This is a genomic window from Pseudarthrobacter niigatensis (assembly GCF_030812615.1).
In the GTDB taxonomy this organism is placed as follows: Bacteria; Actinomycetota; Actinomycetes; order Actinomycetales; family Micrococcaceae; genus Arthrobacter; species Arthrobacter niigatensis.
This window is the reverse complement of the sequence record NZ_JAUSTB010000005.1, coordinates 267,975-287,138: the sequence shown is the minus strand read 5'-3', so window position 1 is coordinate 287,138 and position 19,164 is coordinate 267,975. Positions and strand designations below refer to the sequence as shown.

Below are 19,164 nucleotides of genomic sequence, written 5' to 3'. Positions count from 1 at the left end.
GGGGCTCCTGGGTCACCTCAGGAGGTTTTGACGCTTCCCGTATGGCAACCGCCTATCTAACCCTCGGCCACCACTACAACACCCCCGGCCGGAACCGTGCCGCCAAAAGACTCACCCGTCAGCAGGTCGGTGCCGGTGGCAGAAACCGAAGCAGCCGAGCGCGTGTGGTTGATGGCAAACAGGAAGCTCCGCCCGTCCTCGGAAACCCGGCGGACAAGCTCCACTCCAGGATCGGCGTCGGCAACAGGGGAAACCCCGGATTCGGCGAGCAGTTTGTCCAAGAGGGCATCAATGCCATCGGGATCGGGGAAGGTAGCCAGGTACCAGGCCGCCCCGAAACCCACGGGCCGCCGGGTGACGGCGGGAACGCCGTCCAGCGGATACCCGGTAAAGGCCTGTATCGCCTCCGCGCCGGCCAGATGCACATGCTCGCTCCACACCGATGAGACGGTCCCGTCGCTGAGTGTCAGCTGGGACCCGGCCAGCAGCGGGTGGAATTCCTCCACGCGCACGCCCAGGAGACCGCGGAACGCGCCCGGATAGCCTCCCAGCCGCACGTGGTCCTGCATGTCCACAATTCCGCTGAAATAACTCACCAACACTGTGGCCCCGGCAGAGGCGGCCGCAGCGATGTTGGCGGCGGAGTCATCGGACACGGCGTACAGCGTGCACACCAGCACCAGGCCATACCCCTCCAGCGACGCGGACGGGTGCACCAGGTCCACGGCAATTCCGCGGAGGAACAGGGCGCGGTGGAACGCCCGCAACAGGTCCAAATACTTCACATCGATACTGGGCTTGGAATCGATCTCGCTGGCCCACCAGGACTCGTAGTCAAAGACGATGGCGGCCCGGGATTGAACCCGCGAACCACGCACAGGTTCCAGGCGTTTCAGTGCTGCGCCCAGTTCCACCACCTCGCGCCACACCCGCGTGTCCCGCCCTCCGTGCGGCACCATCGCGGAATGGAACTTTTCCGAGCCGGCAAAGCTCTGGCGCCACTGGAAGAACATCACGGCGTCCGCCCCGCGCGCCACGTGCGCCAGGGAATTCCGCAGCATCTCGCCGGGCATCTTGGGCTGGTTGCGCGGCTGCCAGTTCACGGCCGACGTCGAATGTTCCATCAGGATCCATGGGTCACCGCCCGCAATGCCGCGGGTAAGGTCCGCGCTGAACGCGAGTTCCACCTGCCGTTCGGGGTCGGCGGCCACAAGGTAGTGGTCGTTGGCGATGACATCCAGTTCCTTGGCCCAGTCGAAATAGTCCATGGACTTGGTGGCGCTTGAAGCCATCAGGTTGGTGGTGCAGGGGACGTCCGGCGTCACTTCGCGCAGTACCGCCACGAGCTGCCGGTAGTAGTCCATCAGGGACCAGGAGTTGAACCGCTGAAAGTCCAGTTGCTGCCCCGGGTTGAGCGTGGACGGGGCGACGGACGGCGGCAGGATTTCGTCAAAGGAACCGTAGTTCTGGGACCAGAACGCCGTGCCCCAGGAGGCGTTGAGCGCATCAACTGTCCCGTACCGGCGCTCCAGCCAGGCGCGGAAGGCGGCGGCGTCCTCATCCCCGTAGAACTCGGAGATGTGGCAGCCGAGTTCGTTGTCCACGTGCCATAGGGCCAGGGCCGGGTGGTCCTTGTATCGTTCGGCGATCACGCGGGTGATTCCGGTGGCATAGCGGCGGTACACGGCCGACGAAGGCGTGTAGTGACGCCGCGAGCCCGGCCCCAGCACGGTCCCGTCAGCCGTTACCGGCAGGATTTCCGGATGCTTGCGGACCAGCCAGGCCGGGGGAGCGGCGGTGGCGGTGGCCAGCGCCACCTTCACCCCGATGCCCGCGAGGTTGTCCATGACCTCGTCCAGCCAGCCAAAGTCGTACTGTCCCTCGGCCGGTTCCAGCAGGGCCCAGGAAAAGATGCCGACGCTGAGGAGATTCACCCCCGCTTCCTGCATCAGTTCCAGATCCTCCGCGCGCACGCTGCGGGGCCACTGTTCCGGGTTGTAGTCGCCGCCGAAGGCGAGGCCCTGCACCTTGCTCCAGACTGGGGACGGACCGCTGGGTTCCTGCATTCTTGGGGCTCCTCTTGTGTTCATCTGCCTGCTTCACTCCGGTGCGAAGGTCCACGTTCCAGTGTGGACCCGGAAATCCCTGGTGGCCCCGGCGGTGCCTGCTGCATCTTCTGGAAAAGACCTGGCGGCTGCACCGTCCGGCGTCGGGCCTTTGACCCCGTAAAGGCCCGCCGGCAACCTGACTGTTGCCAGCACTCCCGGCGGAATGGTGCACTCAACCTCCACCATTGGACCGTGCCGCCGCCAGCTGACGTCCGCCCAGCCGTTGTCCGTGGGCACGCGGCCCCGGGCGTGGTCCAGGCGGCACAACGGCGGCTCAATCAGGAGTTCGCCGGGCACCACGTTCCGTACGCCCAGCAGGTGCTCGAAGATCTCCTTGACTACCGATGCGGACCAGGCGTGCGACTGGCTGTAGTCGGTGCCGTCCACCAGTTCCCAGGCCTCCCAGGTGAAGGTGGCGCCGCGTTCCAGGAGCCGGGCCCAGCCGGGCTGGCCGCTGTTGGTGAGCAGGTCCAGAACCGCGTCGGTCATGCCTTGGCCAAGCAGGGCGCGGACCAGGCGGTGCACGGTCATGGGTCCCTGCCGCATCCCCATGACAGCGATCCGGACGGCATCCTCCTGGGCGTCGGCCGGGTCGGTGATGCCCAGGGACAGCGGGAAGGAGGTGGCGTGCTGGGACGCGTGGGGGCTGGGGGTTCCGTCCCCGTGGAGGCCGTCGATCATTACCCCGTCCACCCGCAGGCGTGACCGGATGGCCCTGGCCAGGGTCCGGGCCGACGCCGCATAGCGGGCTGCTGCATCCTCGTCACCAACGGTGCCGCAGAGCCGGGCCGTTGACATCAGCGCCGAGTACGCCTGGGCGTTGACGGTGGTTTTAGCCGCACACTCCATGTCGTACCCAAACCGGCCAGGCGCGGGCCAGTCAACGATGCCGTGCAGGTACGGGCCGGAGCCGCCGCCCAGCCTGGTGACCAGTCCCGCCGTCGGGCCCTCCGCGGGAATGTAACGCAGCGCGTAGTCCGCCGTATCGCACAGGTGCGGCAGCAGCTCGCGGATGAGCGTGAGGTCCCCGGTGCGGCGGTGGTACTCCTCGGCCCACTCGGGGACCATCAGGGAGAAATCAGGAATGTCGCGCTTGCCGTCCCCGTTGGGGTAGACGGCGTTGTAGCGCCCTTTGTCCTCCCCGTCGGTCCAATAACGGAGCGCAGACCAGCTGAACTCCCGCAGCGCCTGCGCCGTGTAGGCGTGCTCGCCGAACAGGGCCATGGTGGCATAGGAGATGTTCGCGGCGTCGGCCAGGAACTGGCCTTTTTCCCGGGTCGGGGTGTCCACGAATTGCTCCTGCACCCCGTACAGCGCCGACTCCCGCAGCAGCCGGAAGACGGCGTCCAGGGTGGGATCCGAGCTGGAGAAGCTGCCCTCGCCGGGGTGGTGTCCGCGGACCACCACCGCACCGACCCTGGACACCTCAGCAGGATCAACGCCGGGTAGCTCCAGGTAACGGAAACCCAGGTGCACGGTGGCGCGGAACTGCTGGGGCCCTGCCGCCTGGGTATAGGGGAAGGACATGTCCGTGTTTTGGCTGGCCGTCTTTCCGGTGTCAACCCGCCCGTCCGGGCGGAGGACGTAGCCGGCCCGGAGCATCACGGTGCGCCCGGGGACGCCGTCCAGGTAATCGATCTCAGGCCGCCCGGGCAGGACCTGGCCGAAGTCTGCAACCAGGGTGCCGTCGCCGGCCGTCAGGAATTCGCGCGGGGCAACGAACTCTTCAGCCAGGGAGGTGCGGCGCGGGTGGAGGCGGGGAAAGTCCGACGACGGGTGGCGGCCGCACAGGATGGCGGCGGGCAGGTCTTCGGCAGGGCTAAGGGACGCCGCGGCCTCTCCGTCCAGGTGTTCCACGGGGTCGCCCTCGTCGTTCCGGTAGCCCGACTGGCGGTATGGCGCCTCCCCTGCCGACCAGCCGGGACCCGAACCGAACACCTCGCGGCGCCCGTCCGTGTACTGCACGCTGAGCCGGGCAAGGAGGCCCGGAACTCCTGCGGCCCTGCCCTGGCCCGGGCCGTACCAGTGCAGCAGGGCTGTCAACGGAACCGGCTCCCCCTGCGGCTGTGCGGCCAGCACGCCGGTGACGTCCGCAGCATCGTAGTAGCCTTCCCCGGGGTAGCCGAACGACGTCACGCTGAGGCTGTGGACCCCGGCGACGGAAACTTGTGCGTGGTGGTTGGCGGCCACGTACAGGCGCGCCCGGCTGACCTTGCCGGTGAGCTCAACCGCCGCGCGGAACAACGTCCATTCGTCGGGCTGGCGGAAGGCCGTGGTTCGGGTCCAGGCGGCCAGGATGCCGCTCCCGGCGTCCGTGCCGCCGTCGAACCTTTGATCCATCAGGGGCGATCCCCCGGCGACAACCCGCAGCGACGCGTACTCAGCCTGGCTGCGCGGGTCCTGGTGCAGGGCCAGCCGCCCCTCTGGCCCGGCCGGCTCCTGGACCGCCATCAGCTCGGCGCCATTCAGGGACACCGTGATCCGGTTTCCGTCGTCCGCCACGGCCAGCTCCAGCCAGCCCCCGGCCGGCGCGGGCGGGGTGCTGGCATCCGCACTTGCCAGTACCGTGGTGGGCGGCGTGGCCGCCGCGGGAATCTCCCACGCAGGGGCCCGCCGCAGCACCACGCTGCCTGCCTGGTCCAGTTCGAGGAGCAGGCCGGTCCCAGGTCCGCCACTCCGGAGGATCATGCCCACCCGGCCCATCACGGGCCGCAGCCGGGCCTCCAGCCGGAAGCTGCGCACCGGCGGGCAGGGGAGGGGCAGGAACGGCGATCCCGCCACGCGGAGCGCGCCGTCCAGAATCCCGAGTGGTGCCCGGCCGCCGGGAGTACGACGTATCCATTCTGCCTGCCAGGAGCTGTCGTCCAGGCCTGTGCTGAACTCCCTGGCAGCCGACCATTCGCCGGCGGCTCCGGTGGCGTCGCGGATCCGGACGCGCCAGGCGTAATCAGCATCGGTTTCCAGCCCGGGGCCGGTGTAGGGGATGTGCCGGTGCTTGTTGTCCGCAACCCAGCCGGAGCTCCAGGTGTGGGCTCCGGAGCCGTCTTCCAGCGTTATCTCATAGCCTGCCTGCCAGGCCTGTGCGGGGTCGTGGTTCCCGGCCTGGGCCAGGTCCCAGCCGAAGGTAGGGCGGCGGGAGGCCGTCAGGCACTCTTCGAGGCCGTCCGTCAGGAGGTGGACGGCCAGGAGTTGCCCGGAACTGGACCCGTCCGTGCCGGGTGGAATGGAGGCAGCCTGCCGGTCCTGCGTGGTTTCCTGGTTCATAGGGCAGTGTTCATGGGGCTTGCGGGAACCGTGAAGGCCACAGGAGCCGAGTGCGCCCAGGGAAGTCCGAGTTCGCTGAAGGTGGCGTGCTGCCTGCCGGCCTGTTCAAGGGCCGCCTCGATACCCGGTACCACTGCATGGGCGGTGTCGCCTTCGCCTTCCCACCGGACGTGTTCCGCGGCGATCGGGGCGGGCGCCGGTGCGGTACGGATGGCTTCCAGGACCAGCATGAAGGCGCCGCTGTCCAGAAGAGGACTGATCAACGGCGTGCCGTTCCTGCGGTGGGCCAGGAGGTTTTCCGTGAGGTCGTCCCGGCCGAATGTCTCCTCCGTGGTGCCGGCTTCCGTCGAAACGGTGAGGCGGTCTTCGGTGTAATGGAACACCGCTGTTCCTGCCGTTCCCTGGAGGGTCACGCAGGGTTCAACAGACGTGGCGGCGCAGAGCGTCAGGGCGCAGGTGATGGGCAGGCCCGCGGTGGTGCGGATCCTGATGACCGATGTGTCGTCGGATTCGATGCCGTTGGCGCGGTATAGCTCGGTTTCCACGGAGGCGAGATCGGAGGTGGTGCGTGCCCCGGCGATCCGGAGGGCTGTTGCGACGGCGTGCGCCAGCGGGTTGGTTGCCACGCCGTCCACCACATCCACGCCGTCGAGGGTGCGTTTCCCGGCCCAGCGTGACCGCTTGTAATAGGCCTTGTCCCGGACCCAGCGGCCGGTTGCGGAGATGCCCTGGAGCGTGCCGATGGTGCCTGCCGCGAGGAGGTCCCCGATCGCTGCCAAGGCGTGCGAACCAAGGCTTTGGAACCCGATCTGCACGCTGCGTCCCGACGTCGATGCCGCCTCTGCCAGGCGGGTGAAGTCAGCCAGGGACGCTACGGGTGGCTTCTCCAGGTAGAGGTCCGCGTGGGCGGCCAGCGCTGCCAGGCCCAGCGGTGCATGGGTCTGGATGGGAGTGGCCACAATGATGGCATCCAGGTCCGCAGTATGGGCCAGGAGTTCGGGCAATCCCGGAAAGACCATGGACGACGCCGGCAGGGACCCCGGTGCCGGCGGGGTGGGATCTGCTGCGGCAACGAGTTCGACGGCGCCTGCAGTGGTGAGCCGTTCAAGGTTCAGCAGGTGCTGGGTACCGAAGCCGTGTACGCCAACCAGCGCCACGCGCGCGGGCGCATTTCCCTGTTGGGGCCGGCCGGTACTGCGATGGGCAGGTTCCCCGTTGAGTGTTGTCGGAAGTGCCGCGCCGGCAGGCGTTGCCATGGTTCTCCGTTCGGCCCAGCAGGGCAATCAGGTTGGGGCGCCGCCGGGTGCGGCGGGCGGATCTTCAGAATGGTGGCCCGCCGGGACATGCAGCGGACAGGCAAGGGCCGGGGTGCGTGGTGGTACACGCACCCCTGCGGGTGGTTATTTGATGCCGGTGGTGGCGATGCCTTTGACGAGGAATTTCTGGCCGACGAGGAAGGCGATGAAGACGGGCAGGAGCGAGACGATGGACATGGCGAACATGGATCCCCAGTCGGTGCTGGATTGGGCGTCGACGAAGCTGCGGAGTGCGACGGGGACGGTGAACACGTCGGGGGAGGTGAGGTAGATGAGCTGGCTGAAGAAATCGGACCAGGTCCAGATGAACGTGAAGATGGTGGTGGTGGCCAGGGCGGGAGTCATCAGGGGAAGGATGACCTGCAGGAAGATGCGGGGGTGGCCCGCGCCGTCGATCCTTGCCGCCTCATCCAGTTCGCGGGGAATGCCGCGGATGAACTGGACCATGAGGAAGGTGAAGAACGCGTCCGTGGCGAGGAACTTCGGCACGATGAGGGGCGCGAAGGTGTTCACCCAGCCGATCTGGGAGAACAGGATGTACTGCGGGACGATCACGACGTGGATGGGGAGCATGATCATGACGAGCATGGCGCCGAACATCCATTTCTTGCCGCGGAAGTCCAGCCGGGCGAAGGCGTAGGCGGCCATCGAGCAGGAGACGAGGTTTCCGATGACGGCGCCGAGGACCACCAGGGCGGAGTTCAGCAGGTAGGTGCCGAAGGGTGAGGTTAGGGCGTTCCAGCCGGTGGCGTAGTTCTCGGTGTGGATTTCGGTGAGCCAGAGGCCGGGGGCGCGGAAGACGTCCGCGCTGGGCCGGAAGGAGGAGACGACCATCCATAGCAGCGGGTAGATCATGATGATCGCGGTGGCGATCAGGATCGCGTGTTTCAGGATGCTTTTGGTCCGGTGTTTGGGGCGGGGCGAGGTGCTGGCCGGAGGGTTGGGCTCCCGGCGGCCGTTGGCGGGGCCGGGGGTGGGCAGGGGGGCGTCGGTGGTGACGCGCGGGGCTGATTCAGTCGTCATAGAACACCCAGAATTTCGATGCGTAGAAGTTGACGGCGGTGAAGGCGCCGACGATGACCAGCAGGACCCAGGCCATCGCGGAGGCGTAGCCCATGTCGAACTGGCCGAAGCCGCGCTGGTAGAGGTAGAGGGTGAAGAACATGGTCGAGTCGGACGGGCCGCCGGTGCCGCCGGAGACGATGAACGCCTGTGTGAAGGACTGGAACGCGCCGATGATTTGCAGCACGAGGTTGAAAAAGATGATCGGGCTCAGCAGGGGCAGGGTGATTTTTAGGAATCGGGTGGCCCGGCCGGCGCCGTCCACGGCGGCGGCTTCGTAGTACATGGCGGGTATCTGCCGCAGCCCGGCCAGGAAGATGATCATGGGGGATCCGAAGGTCCAGACGTGCAGCAGGATGATGCTGCCAAGGGCGGTGCTGGGGTCTGAGATCCAGCCCGGGCCGGTGATGCCGATCATGGCCAGGAGTTGGTTGACCAGACCGGAGGTGCCGAACATCTGCTTCCAGAGGATCGCGACCGCCACCGAAGAGCCCAGGAGGGAAGGCAGGTAGAACACCGAGCGGTAGATCGGCAGGCCCTTGATGCCTTTGTCCAGGGCCAGGGCCACAGCCAGGGCCAGGCCGAGCTGCAGCGGGACACCGACTATCACGTATGTCAGGGTGACCCGCAGGGAATTCCAGAACCGGTCGTCCTGCATCATGCGGGTGAAATTGTCGGCGCCGATGAAGTTCGGGTCCTGGATCAGGTTGTAGTCCGTGAAGGAGAGGTAGAGGGAGATCAGCATCGGTCCGATGGTGATGGCGACCAGGCCCACGATCCAGGGGGCGAGGAACACCATCGCGGCCCGGTTGTCCCGGAAGGTCCGCTTGACCTTGGGCCCGCCCCGGGGCGATTTCTTGCCGAGGCTGCCCAGTTCGGTGAGGACGCTCATTTCTTGGCGCTCTTGATCATGTTGTCCGCTTCGGACTTGAATGCAGCGGCTGCATCCTGGGCGCTGGCGCGCCCGAACAGGACGTCGGTGGTGTGGCGGCCGAGGGCATCGGCGGCCTTGCTCGACCCGGTGGGTGGAACAGCGGGCGGTTCGCCGAGTTCCGGCTTGATCGCCGTGAGGAAGTCGAGGGCGGTCTTGTCGGTGGGGGTCAGCAACGGCTTGATGGAGTCCTGGATCTTCGGGGACGTCGAGAAACCGCGCTCTGTGGTGACGATCTTCGCAGCGTCGGGGCTGTTGACCAGGTAGTCGATGAACGTCGCGGCCTCGGCCGCATGCTTGGAGCGTGACGACGCGGACCAGTACATCGAGGGCTTGTAGTAGAGCCCGTCATCCTTGGGGTTGCCGTCCTGGCTCGGGACGCGCAGCAGCTTGATGTCGCTGCCTGTGGCCTTCGCAATGGCGCCGAGCTGATTGGTCCACCAGAAAGACATGCCGGTCTTGTTGGTCGCGGCGAGGGTCTGCTCGACGGGTGCGCCGATGTCCTCCTGTGCCACGCTCGCGGGGGGCGCTGCGTTGGAATCCATCAGCTTCTTCTGGAAGGCCATGTAGGAGGCCACGCCGTCGACGGTGAACCCGGTCTGGCCATCCTGGGTGTACAGCTGCTCTCCCCGCTGGCGCAGCCAGATGTTGAGGCTCTGGTCCGTCAAGCCATACGAGGCTCCGTAGGTGCCGGTGGCTGCCGCGAGGGCCTGGGCCGTCTTCAGGTAGTCGTCCCACGTCCATTTAGTATCGTCAGGGATCGCGACGCCGGCCTTCTTGAAGAGGTTGACGTTAGCGAAGACGGCGAGGGCGTTTTGTCCCGTGCTGATGCCGTTCAGCTTGCCGTTGTACTGGCCCGCTTTGAGGGTGTTTTGGTCGAAGGCGGACAGGTCCAGCTGGTTCTGCTTGGAGAGGTCAAGGAGCGCGCCCCGCCCGCCGTACTCGGCGATGTACGCAAGATCCATCTGGATCACGTCGGGTGCATCGTTTGCGGCCGTCTGGGTAGCCAGCTTGTCCCAGTACCCCGACCACACCCCGGGCTCTCCCTGGATCTTGATGTTCGGATGGGCCTGCTGGAAGGCATCGATCACCTGCTGGGTCTGGTTATTGCGCACATCGTTGCCCCACCAGGAAACACGCAGGGTTACGGAGCCATCAGCGTTCTTCGCACCCCCACCGGTTCCACAGGCGGAAAGGGCTCCCACAGCGGCAGTTCCGGCAAATAGTGCCAGCGCCGATCGTCGGGTAAACGTTGTCATTGTCTCTCCTTTGAGGTCATGAGTTGCTGTACAGCGCATCCGATGTGGAATCGAGGGATGCATGTGTTCTACGCCACGTTCTTTCTCCCTACAAGGAAAGCGCATTCCAAAGAACTTGGCAAGGGCTTTCCCAAACCACCTCGAAGGTCGCCTGATCCAGGCTGCGCGGCCGGGGATCATTTTCATCCCCAGCTAGGCGCGAACATCAAGGGGAAGCGCTTTCCCCCTGTCGCCGCAAGGCGGCAGGACGTGGGTGATCGCTTTGTGTAACGATTCAAAACTTCACTTGACCAGCAGGCGGTCTGGGTCTAGATTTTCGAGAAACCGATTACTGGGGTGACGCGGACGGGCGGGATTCCGCCCCTGCAACCATTGGGATCCGCCCCTGCAACCATGAAGAACAGAAGGGAGCCGTGCCATGCTGTCCGGAACCTTCAGTGCGCGTGCCTACGCATTTTTCGACACGCTTTTGTGGGTGGCAGGCCTGAACCTGCTGTGGATCGCTTTCACGCTGGTGGGGGCCGGCGTCCTTGGTGCCGGCCCGGCCACCGCCGCCGCGCAGATTGTGGTCCGAAGGAGGGTCGCAGGGGATGGTGCCCCCTTGCTTCGCGGGTTCACGTCCGCCTACTTCCGGAACTTCGCCAGGGCCAACCTCCTGTCGGTTCCGGTCATGGCCGTCACGGCGGCGCTTCTCCTGAACTGGAACTATTTTGCGGGAAGTGGCGGAATCTTTGCCCAGTCCACGGCGGCGGCAGTCCTTGTCGCGGCAATCTTCCTGGCGGGCGCAGTCTGCTACCTGTTCCCCATGTATGCCCGGTATGAGCTGCCGCTGCCGCAGTACCTGCTGATGTCATCCCGGTTCGCCGTGCGGCACCTGGCCGGAACGGTCATCCTGCTCTTTGTCTCCGCAGCAGTGGTTTATGCCAGCAGCTGGATACCGGGGCTGGTTCCGTTCTTCAGCATCGGAGCCTGGCTCTACCTCACGGGCTGGTTGTGTGACCGGTTCTTCACGGCCAATGACCAGTCCGTAGCGATAGCTGGTGGAACTGCCGCGGGCGGGGCCCTCCCGGGGGCGTCCACCGCCTGACAATCCGCCCGGCCGGCGAATGCCTCCGAGTATCCGTGCGCGGAGCACAAATGAAACGTATCAATCGCGGGTCCAGCGAACCCAAACCCCAATGAAGTGGAAAAGGAAGAAACATGATCCATCGGAAACTGACCCTGGCCGCCGCCGTCGTCACCGCCACTGCACTGTCCCTCACGGCGTGCAGCAGTGGGAACGCCCCGGCCGCGGACCTCACCTCGGTGTCCATCATGGCCCCGTTCCTGGAAGCCCAGCCGCCGGCGTCAGACGGTGCGGTCCAGAAGAAGCTGGAAGAGCTCACCGGCAAGCAGGTTAAGATCAACTGGGCACCCAACGCTTCCTACGAGGACAAGACCAACATCACGCTTGCAGGGTCCGATATCCCGCAGGTCATGGTGATCCAGACCAAGAGCCCCGGGTTCGTCAAGAATGCCCAGGCAGGTGCATTCTGGGACCTCACCGACAAACTCGACAAATACCCCAACCTCAAAACCACCTTCCCGGACATCCAGAAGAACTCGAGCGTCAACGGAAAGGTCTACGGCCTGTTCCGTGAACGCTCTCCCATGCGCACCGCCGTGATGTTCCGGCAGGACTGGCTGGACAAGCTGGGCCTGCAGGCGCCCAAGACCGTGGAGGACCTGTACAAGGTGGCAAAGGCCTTCACCGAACAGGACCCGGACGGCAACGGCATCAACGACACCTGGGGCATCACCATTCCCAAATGGGGTGCACTGGGAACCAACAGCCCCTACGACGTGATCGAGGAATGGTTCGGCGCCGGAAACCGGTGGACCGAGCGGGACGGGAAGCTGGTTCCCAGCTTCGAAACCGACGAGTTCCTCCAGGCCGACAGGTTCATCAAGAAGATGGTGGACGAAAAGCTCATCAACCCTGACTTCGCCACCTTTGACCCCACCAAATGGAACGAGCCGTTCTTCAACGGCAAGGGCGGCATGATTGTCGACGTCGATTCCCGCGTGAGCGTCCTGGTCAACCTCTTCAAGCAGGCAGACCCCAACAACTTCCAGAACAAAGTGGGCTTTGTCGGGAACCTGGTTGGCCCCGACGGGAAGCTGCACGCCCACCCCACCGACGGCTATTCAGGCTTCCTTGCAATCCCGAAGGCCAGCGTGAGGAGCGAGGCCGAACTGGACAAGGTCCTGGAGTTTCTGAACACCATGAACGGCAAGGACGTCGCTGTGCTGCTCAACAACGGCATCGAGAACGTGAACTTCACGGTGCAGGACGGCAAGGCGGCCACCGTCAAACCGGAAACCCCGGAAGGAAAGGCCGTCAGCACCGACATCAAGAGCTACGCCCAGCTGGGCATGAACGTTGCCGGAAACCAGTTCTACCCCGTCAAGCAGCCCAGCGACTATGAACAGCAGGTCTTCGACAAGCGCACGGACGTGATGGCTGAGGACCTCAAGAGCGCCGTCTACAACCCGGCGGCGCCCTACGTTTCCGCCACCTACGTGGCCAAGGGCGCCCAACTGGACAACATCGTGGCCGACGCCCGGATCAAATACCTTGCCGGCCAGATCGATGAGCAGGGCCTGAAGGACGCCATCAAGCTCTGGGACACCAGCGGCGGCGACAAGGTCAAGGAAGAAATCAACAAGCTCTGGCAGGACAACAAGTAAATGGCAGCCCCTGTCATTGACACCCTCGCCGGGGAGCGGGCGGGCAAGACCCCGCCCGCTCCCCGGAAAGGGGGCAGGTTCTCCGTCCACTTCGCTCACTACAAGTGGCTCTACCTGCTGCTGGTGCCCGGCGTGGTGTACTTCGCGGTGTTCCGGTACGCCCCCATGTATGGCGTATCCATCGCGTTCAAGGATTACGTCCCGTTCCTGGGGGTGAACGGCAGCCCCTGGGTGGGAGTGCAGAACTTCACGGATTTCTTTGCCAACCCGGACTTCCCGCGGCTGTTGGGCAACACCCTGATTCTGGCTTTTCTTAACCTGGGCATCGCGTTCCCGCTGACCATCGTCCTGGCCTTGCTGCTCAATGAGGTACGCCTGTCCGTCCTCAAGCGCACGGTCCAGACCCTGGTGTACATCCCGCACTTCCTGTCCTGGACCATCGTGGCCTCGCTGAGCTTCCTGCTGTTCGCCCTGGACATCGGCCCGTTGTTCCAGTTCCTGAACAACACCATGGGCACGCATATCGATTTCCTGAGTGACCCGGCCTGGTTCCGCCCCCTGATCGTGCTCCAGGAGATCTGGAAGAACACCGGCTGGGGCACCATCATCTTCCTGGCCGCCCTTTCCACCGTGGACCAGGACCAGTACGAGGCCGCGATCATCGACGGTGCCGGCCGGTTCCGCCGGGTCTGGCACATCACCCTGCCGGCGATCCGCTCCACGATCATCGTGATGCTGATCCTGGCCATCGGGCAGATGCTCAACACCGGCTTCGAACAGATCTACCTGATGACCAACGCCCTGAACCGCGAGGTGGCGGACGTCTTTGACACCTACGTCTACTTCGTGGGCATCACCCAGGGCGCGTATAGCTATTCCACTGCCGTGGGGCTCTTCAAATCCGTGGTGGGCATCGTGCTGATCTTCGGCACCAACTGGCTGGCCAAGCGTTTCAACCAGAGCGGACTGTTCTAATGAAGATCCACAACACCCGCGGCGGCCGGATCTTTGACGCCGCCAACTACCTCTTCCTGTCCCTGATCGGCATCATCACGCTGCTGCCGTTCGTCTACGTCTTCGCGGGCTCGTTCGCCACCGAACCGGAGATCACCCGCCGGGCATTCTTCGTCTGGCCGGAACAGTTCACCCTGGGCTCCTACGAGTACATCTTCGCCACCCCGGCGTTCGTCCGGGCACTGGTCACCACCATCCTGGTCACCGCGGTGGGCACCCTGGTCCAGCTGGCCTTCACCGTGACCATGGCCTACCCATTGGCCAAGAAGAGCCTGCGGGGCAGGAACGTGATCCTGTCCCTGGTGGTTTTCGCCATGGTCTTCTCCGGCGGCATGATCCCCACCTTCCTGCTGGTCAAGGACCTGGGCTTGCTCAACTCCTATTGGGCCCTGATCCTGCCGGCGGCCATCAATCCGTTCAGCCTGATCATTATCAAGAACTTCTTCCAGGAACTGCCGGCCGAACTTGAAGAGTCCGCCAAGATGGACGGCGCCACCGAGATCGGAATCCTGTGGCGGATCCTCCTGCCGCTGTCCAAACCGGTCCTGGCCACGTTCGCGCTGTTCTATGCGGTGGGCATCTGGAACGACTTCATGTCGCCCCTGCTGTACCTGAGCGACAACTCCAAATGGACCCTGCAGATGTACCTGCGGCAGGTCACGGCGGCCTCGGACCTGCTGGGCACTGGCAACGTTGATCCCAACTACATCCCGCCGGAACAGGGCATCAAGTTCGCCGTGATCGTGGTGGCCACGCTGCCCATCCTCATCTTCTACCCATTCCTGCAAAAGCACTTCGCCAAGGGCATGCTCATCGGATCCGTGAAAGGGTGACATGAAAATCCTGCTGGCCGGAGATTCCACCGTGGCCCACTGCCCCACCCAAAAGTTCCCCATGAGCGGTTGGGGAGCGCAGCTTCCGCCGCATACCTACCGGTGGGGATCGGTGCATAACTTCGCCAAAGGCGGGGCAAGCACGGAATCCTTCCGCGACGAGGGACGCTGGGCGGACCTGCTCGCCTTGGCGGGCCCAGGGGACGCCGTGCTCATCCAGTTCGGCCACAACGACCAGAAAAAGCTGCATCTGGCCGCCCGTACGGGCTACGCGGCGAACCTGCGCACCATGGTGGGGGAGGTGCATGGCGTGGGTGCGGCGCCGGTGCTCTGCACATCAGTGGAGCGCCGGCACTTTTTGGACGCGCCGTCGTCGGACGTTCTTGAGGAGAGCCTTGAGGACTATCCGGAGGTGGTCCGCGAACTGGGCCCGGAGCTTGGGGTTCCGGTGATTGACCTGAACGCCTGGACCCGGCGCCTTTATGGTCGGCTGGGGCGGGAGGGGAGCCGGGAGCTCTTCTGCCACTTCGCGCCGGGGGAGCACGCGTCCTGGCCCGCGGGGCTGGCGGACGACACGCATTTCTCGCAGCAGGGTGCCGCACTGGTGGCGGCGGAGGTGGCGCGCCAGCTGGCGGGCATGGGCTACGGCGTGGCCGGCACCAAAGTGTTAAGTGCGACGGCGGGACGCGGCTAGGTGGGCACGACGGGCTTGGAGACGGGCATCCTCTACCGCAACCCGCTGGCAGGACCGGATGACGTTGCCGGGTGGGTGGCCGAAGGGCCGCTTAGCCTGCGCAGCCACAACGGTGCCCTGGAGCTGTCCGGCACGCTGGATGACGGCGAGTTCGGCGACCACGCGCACTGGACGTTCTGGTGCCCGGAAGAATTCCCGGACCGGATCCGCATCAGCTGGGAGTTCCTGCCGCTAGCGGAGCCTGGCCTGGCCATGCTGTTCTTCACGGCCGCCGGCCAGGGCGGCCTGGACTTGTTCAGTCCCGCACTCGCGCCCCGGACGGGCTACTACCCCCAGTACCACTCGGGGGACATCGACGCCCTGCACGTCTCCTATTTCCGGCACAAGTTCCCGTCCGAGCGGGCGTTCCGAACTGTCAACCTGCGTAAGAGTGCGGGCTTCGAACTGGTGGCGCAGGGCGCGGACCCGTTGCCGCCAACGGAGGACGCGGCCGGCTTCTACCGGCTGGAAGTGGTGAAGGACGGGCCGCTGGTGGGGTTTTCCATCAACGGCCTGCTGCTCTTTGAGTGGCGTGACCGGTCGGACGAAGTGCTTGGCGGCGGCCGTATCGGTTTCCGCCAGATGGCTCCGCTCCGGGCGGCCTACCGGAACCTGGTGGTGGAGAGGCTCTAGGCGACCGTCCGGTTGGCGGTTCCAGTGACATTGGCCTTGCCGGTGGGGCGGTGGGCTCCCACCTTCCGTGTGGGGCAAGATGGAGGGGTTCAGGAACTGCCTACTGGAGGGAGGCGGGGTATGGAGCCCGTAGTGGTCGACGGCGGCAAAGGCACAGTGGAGCTGCGCGCTGACGGGGTCATCCACCTCATCTGGGAGCCCAAGGTCCGCATCGAAGTCGAGGATGCGCAGGCGGCGATGGCCGCGGTGAACCGGATAGCGGGGGACGGCAACTACCCGATGCTCGTGGACATGGCCACCACCGAAAATGTCAGCATCCAGGCCCGCTCAGTGTTCTCCATTCCGTGCGCGGCCAACCGGATCGCCCTGCTGGGGACAAGCCCTGTAGACCGGATAATCGCCAACTTCTTCCTTGGCGTCCATGTTCCGCCATGCCCCACGCGCTTCTTCACATCGCGGAGCGAGTCGCTGAAATGGCTGCAGCCGGCGGTGAACTAACCAGCGGCGGCCGTGCTTTGCCGGACCACCAGTTCCGGCGTGAACACCACGGAACGGTGGACTGGATTCTGGGACTCCACCTCCTCGGACAGCAGTTCGATGGCCGTCCTGCCCAGCAGCTGGGTGGGCTGGCGGATGGAGGACAGGGGAACCACCGCGGAGGCTGCAAAATCGATGTCGTCGTAGCCGATCAGCGCCACATCCCCTGGGATGCGGAAGGTATGCGTCATGGTGAGCGACTGCATGACCCCCAGGGCCAGGAGGTCGTTGGCGCAGAAGATCCCGTCCGGCAGCTCCGACCGGCCCCGCGCCACCAGCATGTCTCCCACGCTGCGGCCGGCCAGGACGGTCTGCCCCTCCGCGTCCAGGACTTCCAGCGTGGCGTCCGGTTCCTCCTTGACGGCCCGGCGGGCCCCCTGCAGGCGGTCGGCCACCTGGCGGATGGAGGTGGAGCCGCCAATAAAGGCGAGCCGACGGCGGCCGGTGTCCAGCAGGTGCCTTGCAGCCAGGTATCCGCCGGCGTCATCGTCCACGGCAACTGAGCTGAACTTGGACTCGTCGGCCAGCCGGTCCACCAGCACCGTGGGGACGCCGCGCTCGCGGAGGAGATCCAGCCTGTCCGTCACATCGCCCACGGGCGAAATCAGCAGCCCCTGCACACGCTGCTCCTGGAAGAGGTCGATGTAGTTCGCTTCCCGGCCTGCGTCGTGGCCGCTGTCGCCCAGCAGGACGGCGCTGCCCTGCAGCGCTGCGGCATCTTCCGCAGCGCGGACAACGGAGGTAAAGAACGGGTTGCCTACGTCCAGGACGATAAGTCCGATGGTGCGGCTGTGCCCCACGCGAAGCTGGCGCGCGGCGTCATTGCGGACAAACCCAAGTTCGTCGATGGCGGACAGGACCCGCTCCTTGGTCCTGTCCGACACCCGGTCGGGGTAGTTGAGGACATTGGACACGGTGCCAACGGCCACGCCCGCGTGGGTGGCCACGTCCTTGATACTGGCTGTGCGGTTCATCGGTTCTCCGTGCTGACATGCCCCCGCCGGGAAGATCCCTGCGGCAAATCATAATTTCTGCCATTGCTTGACACCTGCTCAAATCCAAGAGTACTTTGAATCGTACCAATGAAACGATTCAAAAATTTATTGGCGTTTTGAAAGGGGCACCGATGAGGGTGTGTTTCCGTTCTTCGGTCCAGCCGCAGCTGATCGATGAATACCGGCGCCGGCACGCCGCGGTGTGGCCGGAGATGCTGCACGCACTCAAGGAAGCGGGCTGGCACAACTACTCCCTGTTCCTCGGAGAGGACGGGCTCCTGGTGGGATACGTGGAGTGCGACGACTTTGACGCGGCCCGTGCCCGCATGGCGCTGACGGACGTCAACGCCCGTTGGCAGGCAGAGATGGCAACCCTCTTCGAAGATTCCGGCCAGGCGCCCGACGAGGGGTTCCAGGTGCTGGCGGAAGTCTTCAACCTGGACAGCCAACTCGCGGCACCACCCTCCGCAGGCTGACCGGCTGGAGGCCTGGATCCGGCCACCCAAGACAACAGGCACGCTCCAGCAGCGGGGCATCAACCAAATGCAGCAGACAGACGCTCACCACCGGAGAGAATCAACATGAATGACGTAGCAACGGCGCTGGGCAGGCTCGGGGAGCTTGCCATCGAGGTCCCTTCATGGGCCTATGGCAATTCAGGCACGCGGTTCAAGGTGTTCGGCACCCCAGGCACGCCGCGCACGGTCCAGGAAAAATTGGCGGACGCCGCCAAGGTCCATGAGCTGACCGGCCTGGCCCCCACGGTCGCCCTGCATATTCCCTGGGACAAGGTGGACGATTACGCCGCTTTGAAGGAGTACGCGGCGGGCCTGGGCGTGGGCCTGGGAACCATCAACTCCAACACGTTCCAGGATGACGAGTACAAATTCGGTTCACTGACCTCCTCCAACGAGTCGGTCCGCCGCCGGGCCGTCGAGCACCACCTGGACTGCATCCAGATCATGCACGCAACGGGTTCGAAGGACTTGAAGATCTGGCTGGCGGACGGGACCAACTACCCGGGGCAGGACGACATGCGCGGCCGCCAGGACCGCCTGGCCGACTCCCTGCAGGAAATTTACGCAGCCCTGGGCGACGGGCAGCGCCTGGTCCTGGAGTACAAGTTCTTCGAACCGGCTTTCTATCACACAGACGTTCCGGACTGGGGCACATCCTACGCCCAGACCGTTGCCTTGGGGGAGAAGGCGTTTGTCTGCCTGGACACCGGGCACCATGCCCCGGGCACCAACATTGAGTTCATCGTGATGCAGCTGCTGCGCCTGGGCAAGCTGGGCTCCTTCGACTTCAACTCCCGCTTCTATGCCGACGACGACCTGATCGTGGGTGCCGCGGATCCGTTCCAGCTCTTCCGCATCATGCATGAGGTGATCCGGGGCGGCGGCTTCGGCCAGGACTCCGGCGTCGCTCTCATGCTGGACCAGTGCCACAACCTGGAAGAGAAGATCCCGGGCCAAATCCGCTCCGTGCTCAACGTCCAGGAAATGACGCTCCGTGCCCTGCTGGTGGATACCGCAGCGCTGGGTGAAGCGCAGCGTGCGGGTGATGTCCTGGCCGCGAACGGCATTTTCAACGACGCCTTCTACACCGACGTCCGGCCCATCCTGGCCGAATGGCGCGAATCCCGCGGGCTGCCCGCGGACCCGATGGCTGCCTACAAGGCCAGCGGCTACCAGAAACAGATCAACGAGGACCGCGCACGCGGCCAGCAAGCCGGATGGGGCGCCTGAA

16 protein-coding genes are annotated in these 19,164 nt (G+C 65.2%); 9 read left to right on the top strand and 7 right to left on the bottom strand.

Features of this window, described 5'->3' with window-relative positions:
* Positions 1 to 56: 56 nt before the first annotated feature.
* From J2T23_RS10235 to J2T23_RS10210, 6 genes are all read right to left on the bottom strand, one after another.
* Positions 57 to 2,066 (bottom strand): beta-galactosidase, encoded by a 2,010-nt coding sequence (locus tag J2T23_RS10235; protein ID WP_307359645.1) that lies wholly within the window; start codon positions 2,064 to 2,066, stop codon positions 57 to 59.
* Between the two features lie 33 nt (positions 2,067 to 2,099).
* A complete protein-coding gene (locus J2T23_RS10230; RefSeq protein ID WP_307359643.1) occupies positions 2,100 to 5,372 on the bottom strand; it encodes a family 78 glycoside hydrolase catalytic domain in 3,273 nt (1,090 codons plus the stop codon).
* A complete protein-coding gene (locus tag J2T23_RS10225) occupies positions 5,369 to 6,529 on the bottom strand; it encodes a Gfo/Idh/MocA family protein (RefSeq protein WP_307359640.1) in 1,161 nt (386 codons plus the stop codon). The genes J2T23_RS10230 and J2T23_RS10225 overlap by 4 nt, the downstream gene beginning before the upstream one ends.
* Positions 6,530 to 6,772: 243 nt before the next feature.
* Entirely contained in the window at positions 6,773 to 7,711 is a 939-nt protein-coding gene (locus J2T23_RS10220; protein WP_307359638.1) for a carbohydrate ABC transporter permease, read from the bottom strand.
* A complete protein-coding gene (locus J2T23_RS10215; RefSeq protein WP_141159415.1) occupies positions 7,701 to 8,642 on the bottom strand; it encodes a carbohydrate ABC transporter permease in 942 nt (313 codons plus the stop codon). The genes J2T23_RS10220 and J2T23_RS10215 overlap by 11 nt, the downstream gene beginning before the upstream one ends.
* Positions 8,639 to 9,940, bottom strand: a complete 1,302-nt coding sequence (locus tag J2T23_RS10210; RefSeq protein WP_141159416.1) for an ABC transporter substrate-binding protein — start codon at positions 9,938 to 9,940, stop codon at positions 8,639 to 8,641. Before J2T23_RS10210 ends, J2T23_RS10215 begins: the two co-directional genes overlap by 4 nt.
* Positions 9,941 to 10,358: 418 nt before the next feature.
* Between J2T23_RS10210 and J2T23_RS10205 the strand changes: the two genes are divergently transcribed.
* The 7 genes from J2T23_RS10205 to J2T23_RS10175 all read left to right on the top strand — a co-directional run bounded on the left by J2T23_RS10205 (position 10,359) and on the right by J2T23_RS10175 (position 16,381).
* Positions 10,359 to 11,027, top strand: coding sequence for a YesL family protein (locus tag J2T23_RS10205; RefSeq protein WP_141182408.1), 669 nt, complete (start codon positions 10,359 to 10,361; stop codon positions 11,025 to 11,027).
* Positions 11,028 to 11,140: 113 nt separating this feature from the next.
* A complete protein-coding gene (locus tag J2T23_RS10200; protein ID WP_141159418.1) occupies positions 11,141 to 12,670 on the top strand; it encodes an extracellular solute-binding protein in 1,530 nt (509 codons plus the stop codon).
* A complete protein-coding gene (locus tag J2T23_RS10195) occupies positions 12,671 to 13,645 on the top strand; it encodes an ABC transporter permease (protein ID WP_307359635.1) in 975 nt (324 codons plus the stop codon).
* Complete coding sequence (locus J2T23_RS10190; RefSeq protein WP_307359633.1) at positions 13,645 to 14,517, top strand: carbohydrate ABC transporter permease; 873 nt, start codon at positions 13,645 to 13,647, stop codon at positions 14,515 to 14,517. The genes J2T23_RS10195 and J2T23_RS10190 overlap by 1 nt, the downstream gene beginning before the upstream one ends.
* A gap of 1 nt (position 14,518) precedes the next feature.
* Positions 14,519 to 15,211, top strand: coding sequence for a rhamnogalacturonan acetylesterase (locus tag J2T23_RS10185; RefSeq protein ID WP_307359631.1), 693 nt, complete (start codon positions 14,519 to 14,521; stop codon positions 15,209 to 15,211).
* The gene (locus tag J2T23_RS10180) at positions 15,212 to 15,883 is read left to right on the top strand and encodes a DUF1961 family protein (protein ID WP_307359629.1); all 672 of its coding nucleotides are present in this window, start codon (positions 15,212 to 15,214) and stop codon (positions 15,881 to 15,883) included.
* 120 nt (positions 15,884 to 16,003) lie between these two features.
* Positions 16,004 to 16,381, top strand: a complete 378-nt coding sequence (locus tag J2T23_RS10175; RefSeq protein ID WP_307359626.1) for a DUF7793 family protein — start codon at positions 16,004 to 16,006, stop codon at positions 16,379 to 16,381.
* Here J2T23_RS10175 and J2T23_RS10170 read toward each other — a convergent pair.
* Positions 16,378 to 17,394, bottom strand: a complete 1,017-nt coding sequence (locus J2T23_RS10170; RefSeq protein ID WP_307359624.1) for a LacI family DNA-binding transcriptional regulator — start codon at positions 17,392 to 17,394, stop codon at positions 16,378 to 16,380. The two genes, J2T23_RS10175 and J2T23_RS10170, sit on opposite strands and share 4 nt — an antisense overlap.
* 152 nt (positions 17,395 to 17,546) lie before the next feature.
* Between J2T23_RS10170 and J2T23_RS10165 the strand changes: the two genes are divergently transcribed.
* Together J2T23_RS10165 and rhaI are read left to right on the top strand one after the other, a co-directional pair.
* Positions 17,547 to 17,891: an L-rhamnose mutarotase gene (locus J2T23_RS10165; RefSeq protein WP_141159425.1), complete on the top strand. Its 345-nt coding sequence runs from the start codon at positions 17,547 to 17,549 to the stop codon at positions 17,889 to 17,891.
* A 105-nt stretch (positions 17,892 to 17,996) separates the two neighbouring features.
* Positions 17,997 to 19,163, top strand: a complete 1,167-nt coding sequence (gene rhaI / locus J2T23_RS10160) for an L-rhamnose isomerase (RefSeq protein WP_307359622.1) — start codon at positions 17,997 to 17,999, stop codon at positions 19,161 to 19,163.
* Position 19,164 lies beyond the last annotated feature (1 nt).

What these genes read in the sequence shown, in the direction of transcription:
- J2T23_RS10205 (WP_141182408.1), top strand. Translation starts at nt 10,359, where the DNA reads ATGCTGTCCGGAACCTTCAGTGCGCGTGCCTACGCATTTTTCGACACG.
- J2T23_RS10235 (WP_307359645.1), bottom strand. Translation starts at nt 2,066, where the DNA reads ATGCAGGAACCCAGCGGTCCGTCCCCAGTCTGGAGCAAGGTGCAGGGC.
- J2T23_RS10195 (WP_307359635.1), top strand. Translation starts at nt 12,671, where the DNA reads ATGGCAGCCCCTGTCATTGACACCCTCGCCGGGGAGCGGGCGGGCAAG.
- J2T23_RS10170 (WP_307359624.1), bottom strand. Translation starts at nt 17,394, where the DNA reads ATGAACCGCACAGCCAGTATCAAGGACGTGGCCACCCACGCGGGCGTG.
- J2T23_RS10185 (WP_307359631.1), top strand. Translation starts at nt 14,519, where the DNA reads ATGAAAATCCTGCTGGCCGGAGATTCCACCGTGGCCCACTGCCCCACC.
- J2T23_RS10200 (WP_141159418.1), top strand. Translation starts at nt 11,141, where the DNA reads ATGATCCATCGGAAACTGACCCTGGCCGCCGCCGTCGTCACCGCCACT.
- J2T23_RS10215 (WP_141159415.1), bottom strand. Translation starts at nt 8,642, where the DNA reads ATGAGCGTCCTCACCGAACTGGGCAGCCTCGGCAAGAAATCGCCCCGG.
- J2T23_RS10220 (WP_307359638.1), bottom strand. Translation starts at nt 7,711, where the DNA reads ATGACGACTGAATCAGCCCCGCGCGTCACCACCGACGCCCCCCTGCCC.
- J2T23_RS10165 (WP_141159425.1), top strand. Translation starts at nt 17,547, where the DNA reads ATGAGGGTGTGTTTCCGTTCTTCGGTCCAGCCGCAGCTGATCGATGAA.
- rhaI (WP_307359622.1), top strand. Translation starts at nt 17,997, where the DNA reads ATGAATGACGTAGCAACGGCGCTGGGCAGGCTCGGGGAGCTTGCCATC.
- J2T23_RS10230 (WP_307359643.1), bottom strand. Translation starts at nt 5,372, where the DNA reads ATGAACCAGGAAACCACGCAGGACCGGCAGGCTGCCTCCATTCCACCC.
- J2T23_RS10175 (WP_307359626.1), top strand. Translation starts at nt 16,004, where the DNA reads ATGGAGCCCGTAGTGGTCGACGGCGGCAAAGGCACAGTGGAGCTGCGC.
- J2T23_RS10210 (WP_141159416.1), bottom strand. Translation starts at nt 9,940, where the DNA reads ATGACAACGTTTACCCGACGATCGGCGCTGGCACTATTTGCCGGAACT.
- J2T23_RS10190 (WP_307359633.1), top strand. Translation starts at nt 13,645, where the DNA reads ATGAAGATCCACAACACCCGCGGCGGCCGGATCTTTGACGCCGCCAAC.